Origin of the sequence: Mesorhizobium sp. CA13, assembly GCF_020165235.1 — a bacterium.
In the GTDB taxonomy this organism is placed as follows: Bacteria; Pseudomonadota; Alphaproteobacteria; order Rhizobiales; family Rhizobiaceae; genus Mesorhizobium.
In genome coordinates, this window is record NZ_JAIUHS010000021.1 from 1 (window position 1) to 17,080 (window position 17,080).

Consider the following 17,080-nt stretch of genomic DNA (forward strand, 5'->3'; position numbering starts at 1 on the left):
GACGGGCGCATGTCCGGCAAGCCGATCATGATCGGCGGCCGCCATGTCATCAACATCGCGCTTGGCATCGCCTTGGTCGTGCTGATCGTGCTTCTGGTCTCCACCGAATCCAAGCTCGTCTTCTGGCTCATCGTTGCCGCATCGCTGGTGCTGGGCGTGCTGCTCATCATCCCCATCGGCGGCGCCGACATGCCGGTCGTGGTGTCGATGCTGAATTCCTATTCCGGCTGGGCGGCGGCCGCGCTCGGCTTCACGCTCGGCAATCTGGCGCTGATCATCACCGGCGCGCTGGTCGGCTCGTCGGGCGCCATCCTGTCCTACATCATGTGCAAGGGCATGAACCGCTCCTTCATCTCCGTCATCCTCGGCGGCTTCGGTGGTGAGACGGCGGCTCAAGCCGATGATGGCATCGAGCGCACGGTCAAGCAGGGCTCGGCCGACGATGCCGCCTATCTGATGATGAACGCGCAGAAGGTCATCATCGTGCCGGGCTACGGCATGGCCGTCGCGCAGGCGCAGCATGCGCTGCGCGAGATGGCCGACAAGCTCAAGGCCAACGGCGTCGACGTCAAATACGCCATTCACCCCGTGGCCGGGCGCATGCCGGGCCATATGAACGTGCTCTTGGCCGAAGCCAACGTGCCCTACGACGAAGTGTTCGAATTGGAGGATATCAACTCCGAGTTCGCGCAGGCCGACGTCGCCTATGTCATCGGCGCCAACGACGTCACCAACCCGTCCGCGCGCGACGACAAGAGCTCACCGATCTACGGTATGCCGATCCTCGACGTCGACAAGGCGCGCACCTGCCTGTTCGTCAAGCGCTCGCTCGGCTCCGGCTATGCCGGCATCGACAACACGCTGTTCTACAAGGACGGCACCATGATGCTGCTCGGCGACGCCAAGAAGATGACCGAGGAAATCGTCAAGGCCATGGATCACTGAGATTGATACGCCCAGCAAGGCGATGAAGCGGGAAGGGCCCCAGCCACTCCAAGCCTGCTCATTCCAACGCGGCGCAGTCTGCCTTTGCGGCTAAGATATCCTTCCTAGGCCGAAGCGGCCCTCCGCGACGATCGTCACGGTCGAAGGGCGTGGGCTCTTGACACCTATACCGCACAGCCTTCTGGTCTGGCGCAGCTTTCCGGGGAACCGCCGGATCCGGAATCGTATGTCAGGCAGACCGCTCTGCGGACTAAGCCGAAAGCCGGATTCGGCATGCGCAAGCCGGCGTCCATTGTGCTCAAGGGTCAAGTGCGACAGGTACGTTCAATGAACCCAAAGCTTACAGACTTACACTCGCTCTTGCCGTCCATGGCCGATGCCGGACTGGCGAGCCGCGAGGCTACGCGGGGCCTTTTCGGTGAGAGCACCGCCTCGCGAGCCTCCGACCTGCACCGCCTGATCGAAGCGCAGATCGTCGACGCCGATGCCCTCGCAGGCTTCCTGTCGTCCTATTATGGCGTGCGGCTTCTCGACCGGCAGCAACTCGCTGACTACAGGCCCGTCGCGCAGAATCTCTCAAACCGATTTCTTGTGGAGAACTGGATCGCGCCGCTCACGGCGCCTGACGGGAGCGCCGTCATAGGGGTTCTCCACCCCGGAGACGCAGACCCGATAGAGGCGCTGCGATCCATTCTCGATGGTGACGTCGAGGTCTGCGTGGTTCCCGCACCCGACTTGGAATCTTGCCTGGAACGCCTTTCCGGCACCCAGGATGTTGCCCAGGCCACCGGCGAAGGAGCAACCTCCGAAGCGGCTATCGCAAGCCTGCGGGATCTCGCGAGCGGCGCGCCGGTTGTGGTTGTCGTCGACGACATCTTCCGGCGCGCGCTCGATCTGAGGGCAACCGACATCCACCTCGAACCGATGCGCGGACGGCTCGTGATGCGTTTCCGCATCGACGGCGTCTTGCGGATCATGCCTCCGCCGCCGCACGAAATGGGCGATGCGATCGTGTCGCGAATCAAGGTTCTCGCGGGCCTCGACATCACCGAGCGCCGCAAGCCTCAGGATGGTGCTATGCGCCTTCCCATCGGCGACCGCGAAGTCGAACTGCGCGTTGCCACCCTCTCCTCCATCCATGGCGAGACCGTCGTCATGCGCATCCTGCACCGCGACAGCGTCCTGCTGGATTTCGCTGGTGTGGGCCTGCACGAGGAAGAACGGCAGACGCTGAACCGGCTCCTTGAGCACACCCACGGAATGATCGCCGTCGCCGGCCCGACCGGCAGCGGCAAGACGACGACGCTCGCCGCCGCGCTCTCGAAGCTAAACGATCCGGGCCGCAAGATCGTGACCATCGAGGATCCCGTCGAGTACCAGATTCCTGGCATCGTGCAGTCGCAGATCAACTCCGCGATCGGCATCACCTTCTCATCCGCGATCCGGACGTTCGTGCGACAGGACCCCGACGTGATCCTGGTCGGCGAGATACGTGACGGCGAGACGGCACGGGCCGCCGTCCAGGCAGCGCTCACCGGACACCTCGTTCTCACCACCGTCCACGCGAACACCGCTGCGGCGGCCTTCACGCGTATGCGCGACCTGGGTGTCGAGACCTATCTTCTGGTCGGCGCCGTACGAGGCATCATCTCCCAGCGCCTGTTGCGGCGGCTCTGCGATCACTGCAAGCAGGAAGGAATTCTTTCGACCGAGACTTTCTCCTCCGACTCGCGCTACCAGGCTGTCGGGTTCTCCCAGGGCCAGAAAGTGTTCAACGCAGTGGGCTGCGGCCGTTGCAACGGCACGGGGTATCGAGGCCGCATCGCCGTGTTCGAGATACTGGTCCTCGAGGAGGCTATCATCGAGCTCGCTTCACAAGGAGCAGACCACTCCAGGATCGAAGCGCTCGCGCTGGAGCGGGGCATGAGCACGATGGCGCATGACGGTGCCAGGAAGGCAGGGCAAGGTCTCACCTCGCCGGCGGAGGTACTCAGGGTCACCGGGTTTCGCTGAGCGAATCCGTCCGCGGGTGTGCTTGCCTCTGATCTGCGGACTGGCGGTTGGAAAATCCTGCGCAGCCCTTGGTTACTATTGCCCGCCGCCCTCGTTTTCATAGGGCTCGATGCTCTCGCCCTCCAAAACATAGCCCGAAGCAACGGCGTTTGAACCGTCGACGAAGGAGAGGTCTTTCTTTTCGGACTGCACCCGCATAGTGCCCGTTATTCGAACGCCCTCGAACAGGCTCGCAGGCGCGAACGGAGCGGATGACTTTATGTAGATCACCTGGTTCGGCGGCGGTGGCGGCTCATGGATGCACGCACCGAAATAGGGGACAAGCAGGAACTCCGTCGTGCCTTTCGGATCGAACTCCAGCGGCAGAAGATATCCGGCGATGGCTACCCGCTCGCCGTCATACTTCTGCTCGGTAAGGGTTCCGCGCCTCTCGACCTCCGTAGCCCAGGCTACGTATCGTTCGTAGAGCGCATCAAGATCGACGCCCTGCTTTGCAAGTTTCTCCCTGTCGGCGTCGACCCTCTTCTTGGCTTCCTCGCGCTGGAGTGCGAACTCCTCGCTCAACTCGCCCGACGGGTGACCTTTCCAGTAGAGGACATTTCTCAATGCCTCCTGCTGCTCCAAAGGAAGTTCGTCCGGGGAATTTGCCAGCGATTCGGCCGGCGGGACAAGCATCTCCCATTTCAGCTGGGTGGGCCCCACGCTATATGCGGCGCCGCAGCCAAGGCCCAAGACCGCGAGCATGAGCGCGATGCTGTGGAACATCGATCTCGCGTTGCGGAGGAAAGTTCTTCGGGTCTTCATGTTCTCACCATCATGCCGTTTGCGAGGGACATCCTGTAGGCGCGATAGGCAGGCAGAAAACCGGCCGCCATTCCGCCGATCAATATTGCCAATAGCAACAGAGCATCGGTCGTGGATGGAGGCTGAATGCCGATGTCGATGCCGAACTGTCTGTCAACAAGCGGGCGGGCCACCGCCAGGACCGCATAAAGTGCCGCCGTCCCTATTGCGATCCCCGCTACTGTCAGCAGTGTCGCCTCTCCGACAAGAAGTCCTGCAACCGTGCCGGGCTTTGCCCCCAGCGAGCGCAATATCGCGATCTCACGCCGTCGCTCGTTGAGCGTCGACAGGATCATCGCCGACAAACCGAGCATCGAGGTCACCACGACCATCGCGGAGACGCCAAGCAATGCGGTCTCGGCGGTGGCGACCAGTCTCCACATCTCCTGCAAGGCGACCCCCGGCAGCACAGCCGAAAGAGGCTCGGCCCTGTATTCGTTCACCCCGCGCTGGAATCCGATGACTTGCAGGCGCGACTTCAAGCCGATGATCGCGGCGGTTATCGCCTTCGGAGGAAGCGACATCTGCCGCAGACGGTCGGCCGTCGTAACTTGCCCCGGGATCCGTGAACCAGACCGCCAGTCGACATGAATGGCCTCGACAGCCTTCAGACTGACATGGAGGGACTTGTCCACAGGCGTGCCGGTACGCGCCAAAATGCCGGACACGCGAAACGGGAGGTCATCGTGCTGCGGCCCAAGGGAGCCCGCGCCGTGCGCGACGGTGATGTTGTCGCCGATGGAATAGCCAAGCCGGCTCGCGACGTCCGAGCCGATGACGACATCGAAGAGGTCATTGAAGGGGGCGCCAGCCGCAAACTTCAAGGACTGGCCGCCGCGATACTGGAAGTGCACAAAATAATCCGGAGTCGTCCCGATGACGCGAAAGCCGCGATGGCTGTCGCCAAGTGAAAGCGGAATTGCCCAGGCGACCTCCGAGCGCGAAACGATATCCTGGTAGCTGCGCCATGTGACGTTGTTGGTGGCGTTACCGATGCGGAACACGGAGTAGAGAAGGAGTTGCATGGCGCCTGACCTTGCACCGATGACCACATCCGCGCCCGACACGGTCCCGGCAAAGCTGCCTCTTGCGCCGCTGCGCACCTTTTCGACACCGAGCAGCAGCATGACGCTGACGGAGATCGCAAGAATCGTCAGCAGCACCGTGATCCAGCGGTTGCTCAGGGACTGGAAGGCAAGACGGGCGACGATCATCTCTTGTCGCTTTCGCGTTTCGACTTTGCCAGGATGTCGGTGAGCTGGACCACTCTGGTGAAATGTCGTGCCAAGCGTCGGTCGTGACTGACCATGATCAGAGTTGCCTTGGTGGCGTCGATCTGGCCGAACAGCAGGTCGAGAAAATCCTGCTGCCGATCGTCGTCGAGAGCCGATGTCGGCTCGTCGGCGACAACAATATCGGGGGAGCCGATGAGCGCCCGCGCCGTCGCGACGCGTTGCTGCTGACCGACGCTCAAGGTGGCCGCCGTCTGCTGCCCGATATCCGCCGGAAGCCTCAGGGCCGACAAGAGGCGCCGGGCTTCGCTCTCCGCGCCGCCCGCAGCCGTTGCGCGGGCGCGACGTTCCGGTGCGAAGCTGAGCGGTAACAGCACATTGTCGATGACGGCGCCGTAGGGAAGAAGATTGAACATCTGAAAGATGATGCCAAAATGTTCCGCCCGAAACCGATCGCGCCCGCTGCCGCTCAATTCGTCAAGCCGTTGCCCGAGGACTTCCAAGCGCCCAGCTTGCGCCAACGCGATGCCTGTCAGCAAGCTGAGGAGCGTCGACTTTCCGCTACCGGATGCGCCAAGCAGCAGAAGACGCTCCCCGCGGGAAACTTCGAACTCGCCGATTGAGAGGCAAAACGGATCTCGCGCGTTCCACCTGTATTCGACGCCGTGCAAGCGCACGGCGTCTGTCGCGGCTTCCGCGTTCATCTCATCTCTCCAGATAGCGCGCCTCGCGGGACACCTCAAAAGCGGTCTGTCCATTGGCATCGACGACCGTCACGCCGAGTTTCCCGGATCCGGCGAAGCGATCGAAGAAGGGGAAGTCGAGCCACGAGGCCTGGGCAGTATCCGCGCAGGCGAGAGCATAAGTTGCTCGGAACTCGGTGTGATGGGCCTCGTGCTCTTCAGAACCCGCGGCCTCACCGGCCTCCGCCGTGGCATGGTGGTCCTCATGTTCTTCCGCGACGACTTTGACGTCGGCGGAGATGACGGTGCACTCTGCGGAGTCGGGCAACGCGAAGAGCTTCAAGGGTTCCTTAAGGTCGGCGAGCGCGGTCTCGACGGCGCTCTTCTGCTCTGCGGTTTCAGCTTCGTGCTCAAACCCGACAATATCCATGCCGGGGGCAGCGAGCTCCATCTGAACATTGTTGGCCTCGAAAGCGATCGCCAATGTCCCGTGTCCATGGACATGTGGTCCAAGCTCTCGACGACCTTCTTCTGCGTGCGCCGTCGAAATAACAATAAACATGCCAGCGGCAAACAACGTCCCGGTGTGGTGATGCAATCCCATCTCTGTCTCTCCAGATCGATATGATCATAGCCGCCATCGACAAGTGTCGGCGCGTTGCGCGACCGCGAGAAGCGGCAGCTCAGCGATCCATTCAAGCTCCCGGAGGGCCGCGGATATCGTAGTGTGAAGAGAGTTCTATGGTGTCCGGGCGCGCCGCGGTCGCGACCCAGTCGATCGTGTAAAAGGTGAGCTCGGAAAGGACATGAACTGCCGGAGGCGCCGGCAGTGCGGCTCCCATGGAGCCGATGATGCATATGTCACAATGGCCCTTGTCGTCGTGGTGCCCCGACGCGGGCCCTTCTCCGGATCGTGCGAGCAACCGCTCGAAGCCGGATAAGAGCAAGCCGTTTCCATGCGTCGGGCCATCGATGTGTCCGAAAGCAAATGCCATATGGAAAAGCACGCCAAGCAATGTCACGCAGGCTATCGCCTGAGATCGTCGCAGCCATTCCGGCACAGTGAGTTCGCCTGGTGTCATCCTGCAAGATGTCCTGGTTCAAGACATGTGAGGAGGCCTTCGGGGCGCGCCGCTGAAGGTCTTGAGATACTCGGCTTAGTTGATTCGTCGAGAGCGTCGCGTGGCCTGTGACGGTCGTAGCGATGGGCGAAGGCATCGACGAAGGGCTGCCGCTTGTCGATCTGGTGCGGCAAGTCTCGCGGCAGGATCGAAGCGACGACTTCGAGGTGTGCGTCTGGCTTTTCCTCTCGCTTCTTGCCAATGGCTGCTGGCACGTTGGCCTCCCAATCCGCGAGCATGTCCTCCAGGCATGCTGCAACGAGCTTGTTGTGGGTCCCTTCGGGCCTGCCTGCCGGGTTTCCGGACTGACATGGCTTGAAAGGCCCCCAGGGCTGTTTCGGTGCTGTTGGATCAGCCATCTTCCTCAGCGTCGAATGATAGCGATGTCGTTGAAGCGGTAGGTCGATGGTGGCGATGGACGCGGTGGCGCGCCCAGCGCTACACCATCCTGGACAATTCGACACTGATCTGTTTCGCCGTTTGACGCACCAGCCTTGCGCAGAGCTCGTGGCGCCGCGCGTCGTGCCGATACACGGGCATGCTGATACTTACCGCTCCGATCGGTTCCCCCGAACGATTGAAGATCGGGCTGCCGAGACAGCGGATATCCGGTTCGTTCTCCTCGTCATCGAACGCGAACCCTTGCTCGCGCGTCCGCTTCAACTCATCGAACAGCGCTTCGGGTGTCGTGAACGTCTTGGCGGTATGGCGTCTCAGATCCAGGCTCTTGATGACTTCCATCAGCCGCTGGTCTGGCAGACCAGACAGCCACGCCTTACCCACGGATGTCGAGTGAAGTTCAACCTGGCCGCCAATGCTGGTTTTCATCTGAACCCTGCTGGAGCCCACCAACTTGTCTATGTAGACCATCCGGTTGTTGCTGGGCACCGCAAGGTGCACCGCCTCATCCGTTGCGTCGCGGAGCGAAACCAGAAAATCCCTAGCGATCGTCCGCAAGTCGGAGTCCTCCCAGGTCTTGGCAGCAAGCTGGAGGAGGCGCGGGCCCAAGCGGAACGTTCCACCCTCTCCCGACTGCGTGATGAGGCCCTCCGCCGTGAGCGCCGAAACCAGGCGGTAGACCGTCCCCCGGGGAAATGGCGCGCACTTTGTCAGTTGCGCAATGTCCAATGCTCCGGGGGCATCCGCGATGATCTGCAGAACAGTGATGAACTTCGAGAACGAGGCCGCTCCCTGTACGTGAGTAGGAACTCTCTCGTCGGCTTCGTCCTGGAGCTCACTTAGGCCCATGGCGCATCTCCTTGCAAGCTTGACAACGAAACATGGTGGTACTACACGGTTTTGGACAAGCTGTCCATATTGTAGTCAGCGTCATAGCTCCGGTTCTAACCGTGTGATCGAGGAGGATCAACGGCCAATGCACTTGTGGCGAATTTGAACGCATCGGGACGTCCGTATCTTCCGCGAGAGGGTACGGGAATTTCTGTGGGAGAGGAAGCAGATGACCAAAAAAGGATACTGGGTTGCAATGGTCGATATTGCGGACCAGGAGGGCTATAAAGAATACATTGCCTTGAACAAGGCAGCGTTCGACAAATACGGGGCGTCCTTCGTCGTTCGCGCGGGAATGAGCCAGGTCATGGAAGGCCCTCACGCGAACCGCCTGGCGGTCATCGAGTTCAAGGACTACGAGACCGCTCTCGCCTGCTACAACTCTCCAGAGTATCAAACGGCGATCAAGGCCCGCGAGAAGCATGCCAAGGCACATCTGGCCGTGGTGGAAGGTGTCTGACACCGGAAGCTCGCCCGGGACCTCCTGTCATACTGGTTGGAGGGATCGTTGCCTTTACCCCTGCGCTGTTCGACCGGATGAGCAGGACAGGCCTTCATCACGCGATTGGGCGTTTCTACCCCATCAGCATGCGGGAGGCTCCCTGCTCACGGTCTGCGGGTTCTCGTCAGAGTGCCGCAAGGATCAATGCATGCGCGCACAACCTTTTGGGAGCAGTTATGACCACGCCGTTACAGTGGCTTTTCAAGGCTTTTGACGTCTTCGTCGTCGTCGGCATGGCCGTCATCAGCATCCTGATCTTTACAAATGTCGTGCTACGTTACGGCTTCAGCTCAGGCATTCCGTTTGCCGTTGAAGTCTCCCGCGTGGTCCTCGTCTGGGTCATCTTCATGGGATCCGTGGTGGCCCTGGCCAAGGGCGCGCATCTCGGCGTCGAGTCGTTGGTTGTCCGGTTGCCTCGAAGGGCGCGCCTCGCCTGCTTTCTTGTTTCATACGGCCTGATGCTCTGGTGCTGCTGGCTCATGGGACAGGGCAGCTTGTCACTCACCATCATCGAGTGGGGCAACGTCCTGGCACTGTCGGGAATTCCCGTGGGCTCCATCTACGCCGCGGGGTTCGTCTCTGCCATCCTGATGGCTCTGGTTCTCCTCCTTGATCTCTGGCGCTCCCTGCGCGGCATCCTGCCCGCCCCCTGGTCGGGGGTGGAGCATGTTGAGCCGCTGCCGGTCGTGCCCCCCGCGCTTATTTCGGAGAAAGCACCGTGAGCGGCTTGGTCTTTATCGCTTCCCTCCTTGGTGCGATGGGCATCGGGATTCCAATCGCCTTCGCCCTGATGCTGTCGGGCGTCGCGATGATGATGCTGATGGGAAATCTGGATGCACAGATTCTGGCGCAGCGGCTGGTCAATGGCGCTGACAGCTATCCGCTGATGGCGATCCCGTTCTTTCTCATTGCCGGCGAGCTCATGAACGCCGGCGGCCTCTCCCGCCGCATCGTCAACGTGGCCTTGGCGCTCGTCGGTCACATACGTGGCGGCCTCGGTTACGTGGTCATCGGCACTGGGTTGGTGCTTGCCAGCGTCTCCGGATCCGCAATCGCGGATACAGCGACGCTCGCGGTCATGCTGGTCCCCCTGATGCGGGATGCGGGCTACCATATGGGTCGAGCCTCGGGCTTGATGTCGGCTACAGGCATTATCGCCCCTGTGATCCCGCCGTCTGTCGGGTTCATCATCCTGGGCGTCACCGCAAACATTTCCATCGTCGGCCTGTTCTTCGCCGGAATCGTGCCAGGGCTCTTGATGGGGCTGAGCCTCATAATCGCCTGGTGGTTCCTCGCCAAAAAGGAAACGGCGACGGTCCGGCTCAAAATACCGCGCAGGGACCTCCCGAAAACCATCATGACCGCCGGTTGGGCGTTGATGATGCCAGCGATTATCCTGGCCGGACTGCGGTTCGGCATCTTCACCCCTACTGAGGCCGGCGTCGTTGCCGCTGCCTATGCACTGTTCGTCGGGCTGTTTGTTTATCGGGAACTGACACCGAGGCTGCTCTATGACGCGCTGCTCGCCGCCGGGCGCTTGACAGCAGTGATCATGCTGTTGGTGGCTGCCTCCATGATCTCCGGCTTCATGCTGACGATTTCCGATATGCCCGCCCAGCTCGTCAGTCTCCTCGGTCCATTCATCGACTCGCCGATCCTGCTGATGGGTATGATCGTTCTGGCTGTCTTTATCGTCGGCACGGCGCTCGATTTCGCACCCTGCATCACCATTCTGGTGCCCATCCTCATACCGCTCGTCAATGCGGCCGGCATCGACCCGGTCTATTTCGGGGTCATCTTCATGATGGTCAACGCGGTGGGCATGATCACGCCTCCCGTCGGAACGGTCCTCAACACAGTGTGCGGAGTCAGCGGAGTTTCAATGGAGGAGGCTACAAAGGGTGCCATGCCTTACCTTGTGGCCCAGATGATCCTCATCTTGCTGCTGGTTCTGTTCCCGGCACTGGTGAGCGTGCCAGCGTCATGGTTGCATTAAGGTTCGAAACGTCGGGAGTTGGACTGGACATTCGACGACGGCTTTTCCGCCGATGCGATACAGGGCCCCGACGAGGACGTCGGCAAGGCCCCGGTGCGGGGCGAGTTGCAACCGCTGGCGCATGTCAATGTCCAATCGCTGCACGTGTTTGAGTTCCTCGCCTGCCTCGGGCTGACCGAAGTCGACGAGGTGTACGGTGTCCAAGCGGGAAGCAGAAGGCGTGCTTTGTGGTTTTCAAGCGTCATAGAACGGTATTTTCCCGAGGCGCCGGGCGTAGGCTTGGGTTGGGTGTGTAGGTGAGGGTAGGTCGGCAAGGCAGCGCTCCAAATGCCTGTTCCGTGTGGGTTCGCAGAGGCGCGGCGGCCTGCCTCTTGGCGGTAGTGGCCGCGTGTACCTCCACTGGTGATTTTCTTGGAGACGTTGCCGCGCGGCCGGATGCCATGGACAAGGTCGCGAACGCAGATTTGAGTGCGCGCAAGCCTTCCGGCGGCGGTTTTCTGTCGAGGCTCGGCTTCGGGCGCACGCAGAACAATCGGCAGGGTGAAGTATACTACGGATACGGACAGCAGCTGACCGCCGGCGAGCGCAAGTCGCTCGAGCGGCTGAGCGGCGAAAAGTTCGAGGTCAACCTCGAGGAGGCCGAGATCAAGGTCGCGGCCCGCACGGTGCTGGGGGAGGTGCTGGGAATCAGCTATTCGCTCGACCCCAGGATCGCGGGCAAGGTATCGATCACGACGTCGAAGCCTACGCCGGCCCCGGAAATCCTCACCATGTTCGAGTCCGCGCTGCACAGCAGCGGCGTGGCCATGATGCGCGAAAGCGACCGTCTGCGGCTGATTCCTTCGAACGAAGCGTTCGGAGCCGCCGAACTCGATCCGGGCACCACCATCCAGCCCGGCTACGCCGTCACGGTGTTTCCCCTGAAAAACGTTTCCGCCAGCACGATCCTGCCGCTGCTCGAAAACTTCGTCACCCGTCCCGGCATGGTGCGCGAGGATCCCAGCCGCAACGCGCTGATCTTCCAGGGGACGGCGGCGGAGCGGACCGCGGCGATCGAAGCAGCGCGCTCTTTCGACCAGGACTGGCTGGCCGACCAGTCGGTCGGCATTTTCCCCGTCAACAATTCCAGCGCGGCCACCATGATGCCCGAGCTGACCCGCGTGCTCGACATCGGGGAGGGGGGGCGCGGACGCAACACGATCAGGGTCCAGCCGATCGAGCGCAGCAATGCGATTCTGGTGGTGGCGAAGACGCGCAACCAGTTGCAGCGGGCGGCGAGCTGGATCGAACGGCTCGACCGGATCGACGCGTCTGCCTCCAATTTGCGGGTGTACAAGGTCCAGCACCTGGAGCCACGGCGCCTTGCATCGATGGTCAACGAAATATTCAACGGCGCCCCGGCATCGTCGGCTTCGGAAGACCCGGCCTCGCAGTTTCCGCCCGGCTCGCAGGCCGACGGCCAGAATCAGGGCGCCAATGGTTCCCAGCCGGCCACTGCGACGCCGGATCAGCGCATGGCGGATAGCCTGCCGGCCCCCGGTGGCGACACCGACCAGCCTATCGCGGGCGGTGGTGGTGGGTCGCAAAGCGGCGTGCGCATCGCCGCGAACCCGGAAAACAACACTATTCTCATCTACGGACGGCCCGACCAGCAACGGCTGATCGAACAGGCGATCACCGCACTCGACCGGCCGCAAGAGCAGGTCGCTATCGAAGCGACGATAGCCGAGGTCACCCTGACCAACGAGCTGCGCTATGGCGTGCAGTTCTTCCTGAAATCCAATGATATCGGCGCGGGCGGCAACAACGGATCGGTCGGTCTGTTCCAGGAAGCCAGCAAGGCCGTGCTGTCGCGAACGCTTCCGGGCTTCAACCTGCTGCTCGGCCCCGACACCGAGCCGCGCGTTGTCATCGATGCGCTGCGCGGCGTTACCGAGGTCAAGGTGCTTTCCTCGCCCTCGGTGGTGGTGCTCGACAACAAGCCCGCCTTGCTGCAGGTCGGTGATGAAATCCCGATCGTCACCCGCACCGCGCAGTCCGTCACCGATCCCGAAGCGCCGGTCGTCAACAACGTCGAGTTCCGCGATACCGGCGTGATCCTGAAGGTTCTGCCCCGGATCACCGGGAACGGCACGATCAGCCTCGTCATCGAACAGGAGATCAGCTCGGTCCAGCGTAGCCAGGCCCAGTCCCTGACGCCGACCATATCGCAACGAAAGGTCAGCTCGACCGTATCGGTCACCAGCGGCCAGACCGTGATGCTCGGCGGCCTGATCAGCGAACGCCAGCAGCGCGGCCGCGACGGCGTGCCGGTGCTTGGCGATCTGCCCGTCATCGGCGACGCCTTCCGGAGCAACCAGAACTCCGCGACGCGGACGGAGCTGATCATCCTGATTCGGCCTCAGGTCATGAAGGACGGCATGGATGCGCAACATGTGGCGGAGGAGATGCGGTCGCAATTGCGGCTGATGAACCAGCCATCCAGAAACGTGCCGCTGCGGCGGCCTGCCAAGACGATGATCGAATGAAGATTCTGAGGGCGCGGCGTCGGTCTGCCGCCGCCGTCGCAGTCGCGCTCGCCGCCGCTACCGTGCCCGCTGTCATCGGAAGCCCCGCATTCGTCGTCGCGTCGACGCTTGCGCTATGTGTTCTGGCCGCGGCAATCGCGGTTCATGATCTTGCGTCTTTGCTCATTCCTGACCGCTACACGGCCGGCATCTTGGTCGTCGCGCTCGCCGACTGGTGGTTCGAGGCGAGCGATTTCGCCGCGCTCGCCTGGCGCATCGGGCCGGGGGGCGCCCTGATGCTCCTGCTGTGTCTGTTCGACGTCGCGTATGGGAGGCTGCGCGGCCGCGACGGCATAGGCTTCGGCGACATCAAGCTGATCGGTGTGTCCACCGTCCTGGTCGGGCTGGCCGGCGTCGGCGCCCAGATCCTACTCGCTTCGGTCGCGGCTTTCATCTTCAGCGTCATCCGCGCGGTTCGCTTGCGCCGCCCGCTCCGTGCCGCGGCGCGCGTTCCGTTCGGAACGTTCCTCGCGCCGGCACTGGCCATCGTCTGGGCGTGGCTGCCCGCCGCATGGTGATCACATTGCTTGGGCCGGGGGAGGCGAAGTCTTGATTTCGACGGGATCGTGGCGTCATCTTTCGTGGCGAGGCATGGGGGCGAAATGGGTCTTGCGGCAGTGGGCATGAACTCGTCAACGAGCCGGCGGGGTGCAATCCTCGTCAGCGTCCTGTGGATTATGATTTTTCTGGGATTCCTTGCCGTGATACTTCGCGTGCAGATGACCGGGGTCGTGGCCAGTGTGCGCGTCACGGAAGACAAGGCGTCGGCGCGCATTCTGGCTGAAGCCGGGCTGTCGCAGGCCGCGGCCGAGATCCGCGCCGGCCCGCCGGACGGTGTAGTCGCGCTGAGCGATCAGATATCGTCCACGATCACCCTGCCAGCCGGGGTCGCTTCCATCTCCGCGAGAAATGAAGCGTTGCGGATCGATCTCAACACCGCCGAGCGGCCGCTGATCGTTGGCGCGTTGCGAGCCGCCGGCGCCGCTCCCGGAACCGCGGACGATCTGGCGACAAAGATCATCGGCCACCGCGCCCGGCCGACTCCGCTGAACGGACAGCCGGCAGGTTCCGCTCCGCAGCAGTCTGGAAACGACACAAAGCTGTTTCAGACGGTCTCCGAATTGGCCGCCTTCCCGGGAATAACGCCCGACATGGCCATCGCCATCGAACCCTATGTCACCGTCTCCTCCGGCTTGGCCGGCGTTCGCCTGGAAGCGCTCGATGATGGACTGCTGGGCGACATTCCTGGCCTGCCGGCGTCGGTGCGAAAGGCGATCAAGGATTTCCACGCCGGCCGTCTGTCGCGCGAGCAACTCGATCAGTCGCTGGCGGGGGTGACCTTCAACACGCTGAAGCCGGCACCGAGCTGGCGCGTCGATCTCCGGACGACCCTGCTGTCCGGCTACAGCGAATCTTTTGAAGCATTGATACTTGTGTCGAACGCGGACGAGGCACCTTACAGAGTGCTTGACTGGCGTCGCGCGGCAATTGAGTTGGAATGAATGCCCGTTGATGGGGCGCGACCGGTCTCAGCGGGGAGTGCCAGGCCAGCCTGTCCTCCCAGCGGAATCCCGACCGCGGAGCATCAGAGCCCCCCGGACACCGTGATCAGGGTGCCTGTCATGAACCCCGCGCCAGGAGACGCAAGCATCAGGGCCGCGCGCGCGATGTCTTCAGGCTCCGCGATGCGCCCCATCGGGGTTGCCGCCGCAATCCTGGCTGGTCGCTCGGGGTTTCCGCCTTGGGTGTGTATCCTCGTGTTGGTGGTCCCGACACGTATGGCATTCACGCGGATGCCCTCCGGCGCCAGTTCTTTGCCCGCGCCGATGGAGATGGATTCCACTGCACCCTTGCTTGCGGCATAATGCACATATTCGTTCGGGCTGCCGAGGAAGGCGGCGAGCGAAGACATGTTGATAATCGTCCCGCCTCTGCCGCCCTTGCGGTTGGACATGCGTTTCGCCGCCTCCTGTATACAGTACATGACGGCGAAGACGTTGGTCCTGAAGGTGTTTTCCAGCACCGCGGGCTGCAACTCCTCGATTCTGCCGGCTTTCCCAATGATCCCGGCATTATTGACCAGGCAGGTCACTCGCCCAAGTGCATCGTCGCAGGCGCTGAACAGGGCCTCGATGTCCTCCTTCTTGCCCACGTCTCCCTGTACCGCGATGGCGCGGGCGCCTGCGGCCTTGCAGTGCTCAACGACTTCGGATGCGGCGGCAGCATCCGAAAGATAGTTTATGCAAACATCGTAGCCTTCAACGGCGAACAGCCGCGCCGTTGCGGCACCGATGCCGTGGCTTGCGCCCGTTACGATCACGATCGGTCTCACGGAATTACCTCCTCGCTCCTCCTTTGAGGGCATTCGCAGCCTAGAAAACGGTCTCAAGGATCGCGGCGTAGTCTTCCTTGGTCAGCGAACGTGGATTTGTGGGATGACTGTGATCTGCAATGGCTCGCTCACACACCCAATCGATGACGTGCCGGGGGACCCCCAGTTCGGACAATCTGGGCGTAATGCCCAGACTACGGTTCAACCCGTCCAGCGCATCTGCGAGCGTTGTATGTTCAAGTCCCGCCAGGCGCTCGAGGTAGTCGACCTTCTGAGCCACGGCTTCAACTTGCACGTTCCACCGAAGGACGGTCGGCATCAGGATGGCGTTGAGCGTCCCATGATGGAGCTTAGCCTCCTTGAGACCGCCCAATGCATGGCTAAGCGCATGGACGGCTCCAAGCCCCTTCTGAAACGTCATGCCCCCTTCGAGGGCACCCATCATGAGTTCGGTCCGCGCCTCCGCGTTCGCGCCGTCTGCGTAGGCGACAGGCAAAGCCTTCCAGATGCGTTGGAAGCCGTCGGTGGCAATTGCCTCGGCAGGTGGATTATAGCGGGGGGAAAGATACGTCTCGATACAATGCGACAGTGCGTCGAGCCCTGTCGAGGCCGTCAGAGCCGGGGGGAGCCCCATCGTCAACCCCGGGTCACAGATCGCCCTGCGCGGGATGAGGTAGGGGCTGATAAACCCGAGCTTCCGGCCGTCATCCAGTGTGATCAGTGCCGCGCGTCCAACTTCGGACCCCGTACCCGCCGTTGTCGGGATGGCCACAAGGGGCGCTACCGCGCCGGTGATGCGTGCCACCCCGCCCAGGATCGCTGCATAACGCTCAAGTTCACCATTGTGCGTGGCGAGCAGCGCCACGCCCTTGGCCAGGTCGATCGGAGAGCCTCCGCCAATCGCCACTACCCCATCGCAGTCGCCTTGCCTGTACAGCGCGAGACCGGCAGCAACTGCGGCCTCAGTCGGGTTGGAGGGAACGTCCAGGAAGATCGGCGCTGTTCTCAGGAACTCGAATACCGGACGCTCAAGCAAACCAGCGGATTTGATGCCGTGATCGCTGATCACCAAAGGGCGGGACACGCCGAGTTCGCGCAAAATTTCTGCCAGTGACTCGGCCGCTCCAAGTCCGAAATTGATATTTGTAAGGTAGTTTATATTGTTCACGCTGCCACACTCCTTGACATTCCGCACATGCATCGCTGCAGCCACCGTCTGGCATTCGGCACATTTCGTGCAGCCGGTGAATGCGAACCCGCGACCTTCTTGGAATCGCTTAGTCCATAATATGGACAATCTGCCCAAGCATTAGGTGGAACTGCACACTTGTCAAGCTCCACCTTATGGTTGCGGCGGCGTTCCCGCCGCCTTGACAAAGAGGTTGCGGGCCCTTATCCAAATTTGGACCGATTGACCACATTATGGTCAGATCGATGGCGATCTTGGAGGACATGGTACAGGAACCGCTGACATGCTGATTTCGCCGGAGGAACTGGCCAGCCGCCGCGAACTCGAAGCCAAATCAAGTCCGCGGCTCACTATCGGCGCATTGCGC

Annotated in this window: 18 protein-coding genes; 9 read left to right on the forward strand and 9 right to left on the reverse strand. The window is 62.1% G+C overall.

Features of this window, described 5'->3' with window-relative positions; translation table 11 throughout:
* Both LB566_RS29110 and LB566_RS29115 read left to right on the forward strand, forming a co-directional pair.
* A partial coding sequence (locus LB566_RS29110) for an NAD(P)(+) transhydrogenase (Re/Si-specific) subunit beta (RefSeq protein ID WP_224629470.1) occupies positions 1 to 945 on the forward strand: 945 nt, incomplete at its 5' end.
* Between the two features lie 369 nt (positions 946 to 1,314).
* The gene (locus tag LB566_RS29115; protein ID WP_224629473.1) at positions 1,315 to 2,958 is read left to right on the forward strand and encodes a GspE/PulE family protein; all 1,644 of its coding nucleotides are present in this window, start codon (positions 1,315 to 1,317) and stop codon (positions 2,956 to 2,958) included.
* Between the two features lie 75 nt (positions 2,959 to 3,033).
* Here the strand turns inward: LB566_RS29115 and LB566_RS29120 are convergent, their stop codons facing one another.
* The 7 genes from LB566_RS29120 to LB566_RS29150 all read right to left on the reverse strand — a co-directional run bounded on the left by LB566_RS29120 (position 3,034) and on the right by LB566_RS29150 (position 8,085).
* Positions 3,034 to 3,723 (reverse strand): DUF3299 domain-containing protein, encoded by a 690-nt coding sequence (locus tag LB566_RS29120; RefSeq protein WP_224629476.1) that lies wholly within the window; start codon positions 3,721 to 3,723, stop codon positions 3,034 to 3,036.
* A 35-nt stretch (positions 3,724 to 3,758) separates the two neighbouring features.
* On the reverse strand, positions 3,759 to 5,015 hold the full coding sequence (locus LB566_RS29125) for an ABC transporter permease (RefSeq protein ID WP_224629478.1): 1,257 nt from the start codon (positions 5,013 to 5,015) through the stop codon (positions 3,759 to 3,761).
* Complete coding sequence (locus tag LB566_RS29130; RefSeq protein ID WP_224629483.1) at positions 5,012 to 5,737, reverse strand: ABC transporter ATP-binding protein; 726 nt, start codon at positions 5,735 to 5,737, stop codon at positions 5,012 to 5,014. Before LB566_RS29130 ends, LB566_RS29125 begins: the two co-directional genes overlap by 4 nt.
* A gap of 1 nt (position 5,738) precedes the next feature.
* Complete coding sequence (locus tag LB566_RS29135; protein WP_224629484.1) at positions 5,739 to 6,320, reverse strand: DUF2796 domain-containing protein; 582 nt, start codon at positions 6,318 to 6,320, stop codon at positions 5,739 to 5,741.
* Between the two features lie 91 nt (positions 6,321 to 6,411).
* Positions 6,412 to 6,798 carry a hypothetical protein gene (locus LB566_RS29140; protein WP_224629487.1) on the reverse strand — a complete coding sequence of 129 codons (387 nt, stop codon included), beginning with the start codon at positions 6,796 to 6,798 and terminating at the stop codon, positions 6,412 to 6,414.
* Entirely contained in the window at positions 6,795 to 7,076 is a 282-nt protein-coding gene (locus LB566_RS29145; RefSeq protein ID WP_224629490.1) for a hypothetical protein, read from the reverse strand. Before LB566_RS29145 ends, LB566_RS29140 begins: the two co-directional genes overlap by 4 nt.
* 199 nt (positions 7,077 to 7,275) lie before the next feature.
* Complete coding sequence (locus LB566_RS29150; protein WP_140552699.1) at positions 7,276 to 8,085, reverse strand: IclR family transcriptional regulator; 810 nt, start codon at positions 8,083 to 8,085, stop codon at positions 7,276 to 7,278.
* A 211-nt stretch (positions 8,086 to 8,296) separates the two neighbouring features.
* Between LB566_RS29150 and LB566_RS29155 the strand changes: the two genes are divergently transcribed.
* From LB566_RS29155 to LB566_RS29185, 7 genes are all read left to right on the forward strand, one after another.
* Positions 8,297 to 8,587: a DUF1330 domain-containing protein gene (locus tag LB566_RS29155; protein ID WP_140552698.1), complete on the forward strand. Its 291-nt coding sequence runs from the start codon at positions 8,297 to 8,299 to the stop codon at positions 8,585 to 8,587.
* Between the two features lie 218 nt (positions 8,588 to 8,805).
* The gene (locus LB566_RS29160; RefSeq protein WP_224629494.1) at positions 8,806 to 9,351 is read left to right on the forward strand and encodes a TRAP transporter small permease; all 546 of its coding nucleotides are present in this window, start codon (positions 8,806 to 8,808) and stop codon (positions 9,349 to 9,351) included.
* The gene (locus LB566_RS29165) at positions 9,348 to 10,625 is read left to right on the forward strand and encodes a TRAP transporter large permease (RefSeq protein ID WP_224629496.1); all 1,278 of its coding nucleotides are present in this window, start codon (positions 9,348 to 9,350) and stop codon (positions 10,623 to 10,625) included. Before LB566_RS29160 ends, LB566_RS29165 begins: the two co-directional genes overlap by 4 nt.
* Positions 10,626 to 10,643: 18 nt before the next feature.
* Positions 10,644 to 10,925 (forward strand): DUF1007 family protein, encoded by a 282-nt coding sequence (locus LB566_RS29170; RefSeq protein WP_224629498.1) that lies wholly within the window; start codon positions 10,644 to 10,646, stop codon positions 10,923 to 10,925.
* Between the two features lie 80 nt (positions 10,926 to 11,005).
* Positions 11,006 to 13,153 carry a type II secretion system secretin GspD gene (gene gspD, locus LB566_RS29175; protein ID WP_224629569.1) on the forward strand — a complete coding sequence of 716 codons (2,148 nt, stop codon included), beginning with the start codon at positions 11,006 to 11,008 and terminating at the stop codon, positions 13,151 to 13,153.
* Positions 13,150 to 13,710, forward strand: coding sequence for a prepilin peptidase (locus tag LB566_RS29180; protein ID WP_224629500.1), 561 nt, complete (start codon positions 13,150 to 13,152; stop codon positions 13,708 to 13,710). The genes gspD and LB566_RS29180 overlap by 4 nt, the downstream gene beginning before the upstream one ends.
* 183 nt (positions 13,711 to 13,893) lie before the next feature.
* Positions 13,894 to 14,694 carry a type II secretion system protein GspK gene (locus LB566_RS29185; protein WP_224629501.1) on the forward strand — a complete coding sequence of 267 codons (801 nt, stop codon included), beginning with the start codon at positions 13,894 to 13,896 and terminating at the stop codon, positions 14,692 to 14,694.
* Between the two features lie 83 nt (positions 14,695 to 14,777).
* Here the strand turns inward: LB566_RS29185 and LB566_RS29190 are convergent, their stop codons facing one another.
* Both LB566_RS29190 and LB566_RS29195 read right to left on the reverse strand, forming a co-directional pair.
* Positions 14,778 to 15,524, reverse strand: a complete 747-nt coding sequence (locus LB566_RS29190) for an SDR family oxidoreductase (protein WP_224629502.1) — start codon at positions 15,522 to 15,524, stop codon at positions 14,778 to 14,780.
* 40 nt (positions 15,525 to 15,564) lie between these two features.
* Positions 15,565 to 16,692 carry an iron-containing alcohol dehydrogenase gene (locus LB566_RS29195; RefSeq protein ID WP_224629503.1) on the reverse strand — a complete coding sequence of 376 codons (1,128 nt, stop codon included), beginning with the start codon at positions 16,690 to 16,692 and terminating at the stop codon, positions 15,565 to 15,567.
* Between the last annotated feature and the right edge of the window lie 388 nt (positions 16,693 to 17,080).

Bases quoted from the DNA above. Each gene is read 5' to 3' on its own strand.
- LB566_RS29115 (WP_224629473.1), top strand. From the start codon at position 1,315: ATGGCCGATGCCGGACTGGCGAGCCGCGAGGCTACGCGGGGCCTTTTC.
- LB566_RS29120 (WP_224629476.1), bottom strand. From the start codon at position 3,723: ATGTTCCACAGCATCGCGCTCATGCTCGCGGTCTTGGGCCTTGGCTGC.
- LB566_RS29125 (WP_224629478.1), bottom strand. From the start codon at position 5,015: ATGATCGTCGCCCGTCTTGCCTTCCAGTCCCTGAGCAACCGCTGGATC.
- LB566_RS29130 (WP_224629483.1), bottom strand. From the start codon at position 5,737: ATGAACGCGGAAGCCGCGACAGACGCCGTGCGCTTGCACGGCGTCGAA.
- LB566_RS29135 (WP_224629484.1), bottom strand. From the start codon at position 6,320: ATGGGATTGCATCACCACACCGGGACGTTGTTTGCCGCTGGCATGTTT.
- LB566_RS29140 (WP_224629487.1), bottom strand. From the start codon at position 6,798: ATGACACCAGGCGAACTCACTGTGCCGGAATGGCTGCGACGATCTCAG.
- LB566_RS29145 (WP_224629490.1), bottom strand. From the start codon at position 7,076: ATGCTCGCGGATTGGGAGGCCAACGTGCCAGCAGCCATTGGCAAGAAG.
- LB566_RS29150 (WP_140552699.1), bottom strand. From the start codon at position 8,085: ATGGGCCTAAGTGAGCTCCAGGACGAAGCCGACGAGAGAGTTCCTACT.
- LB566_RS29155 (WP_140552698.1), top strand. From the start codon at position 8,297: ATGACCAAAAAAGGATACTGGGTTGCAATGGTCGATATTGCGGACCAG.
- LB566_RS29160 (WP_224629494.1), top strand. From the start codon at position 8,806: ATGACCACGCCGTTACAGTGGCTTTTCAAGGCTTTTGACGTCTTCGTC.
- LB566_RS29180 (WP_224629500.1), top strand. From the start codon at position 13,150: ATGAAGATTCTGAGGGCGCGGCGTCGGTCTGCCGCCGCCGTCGCAGTC.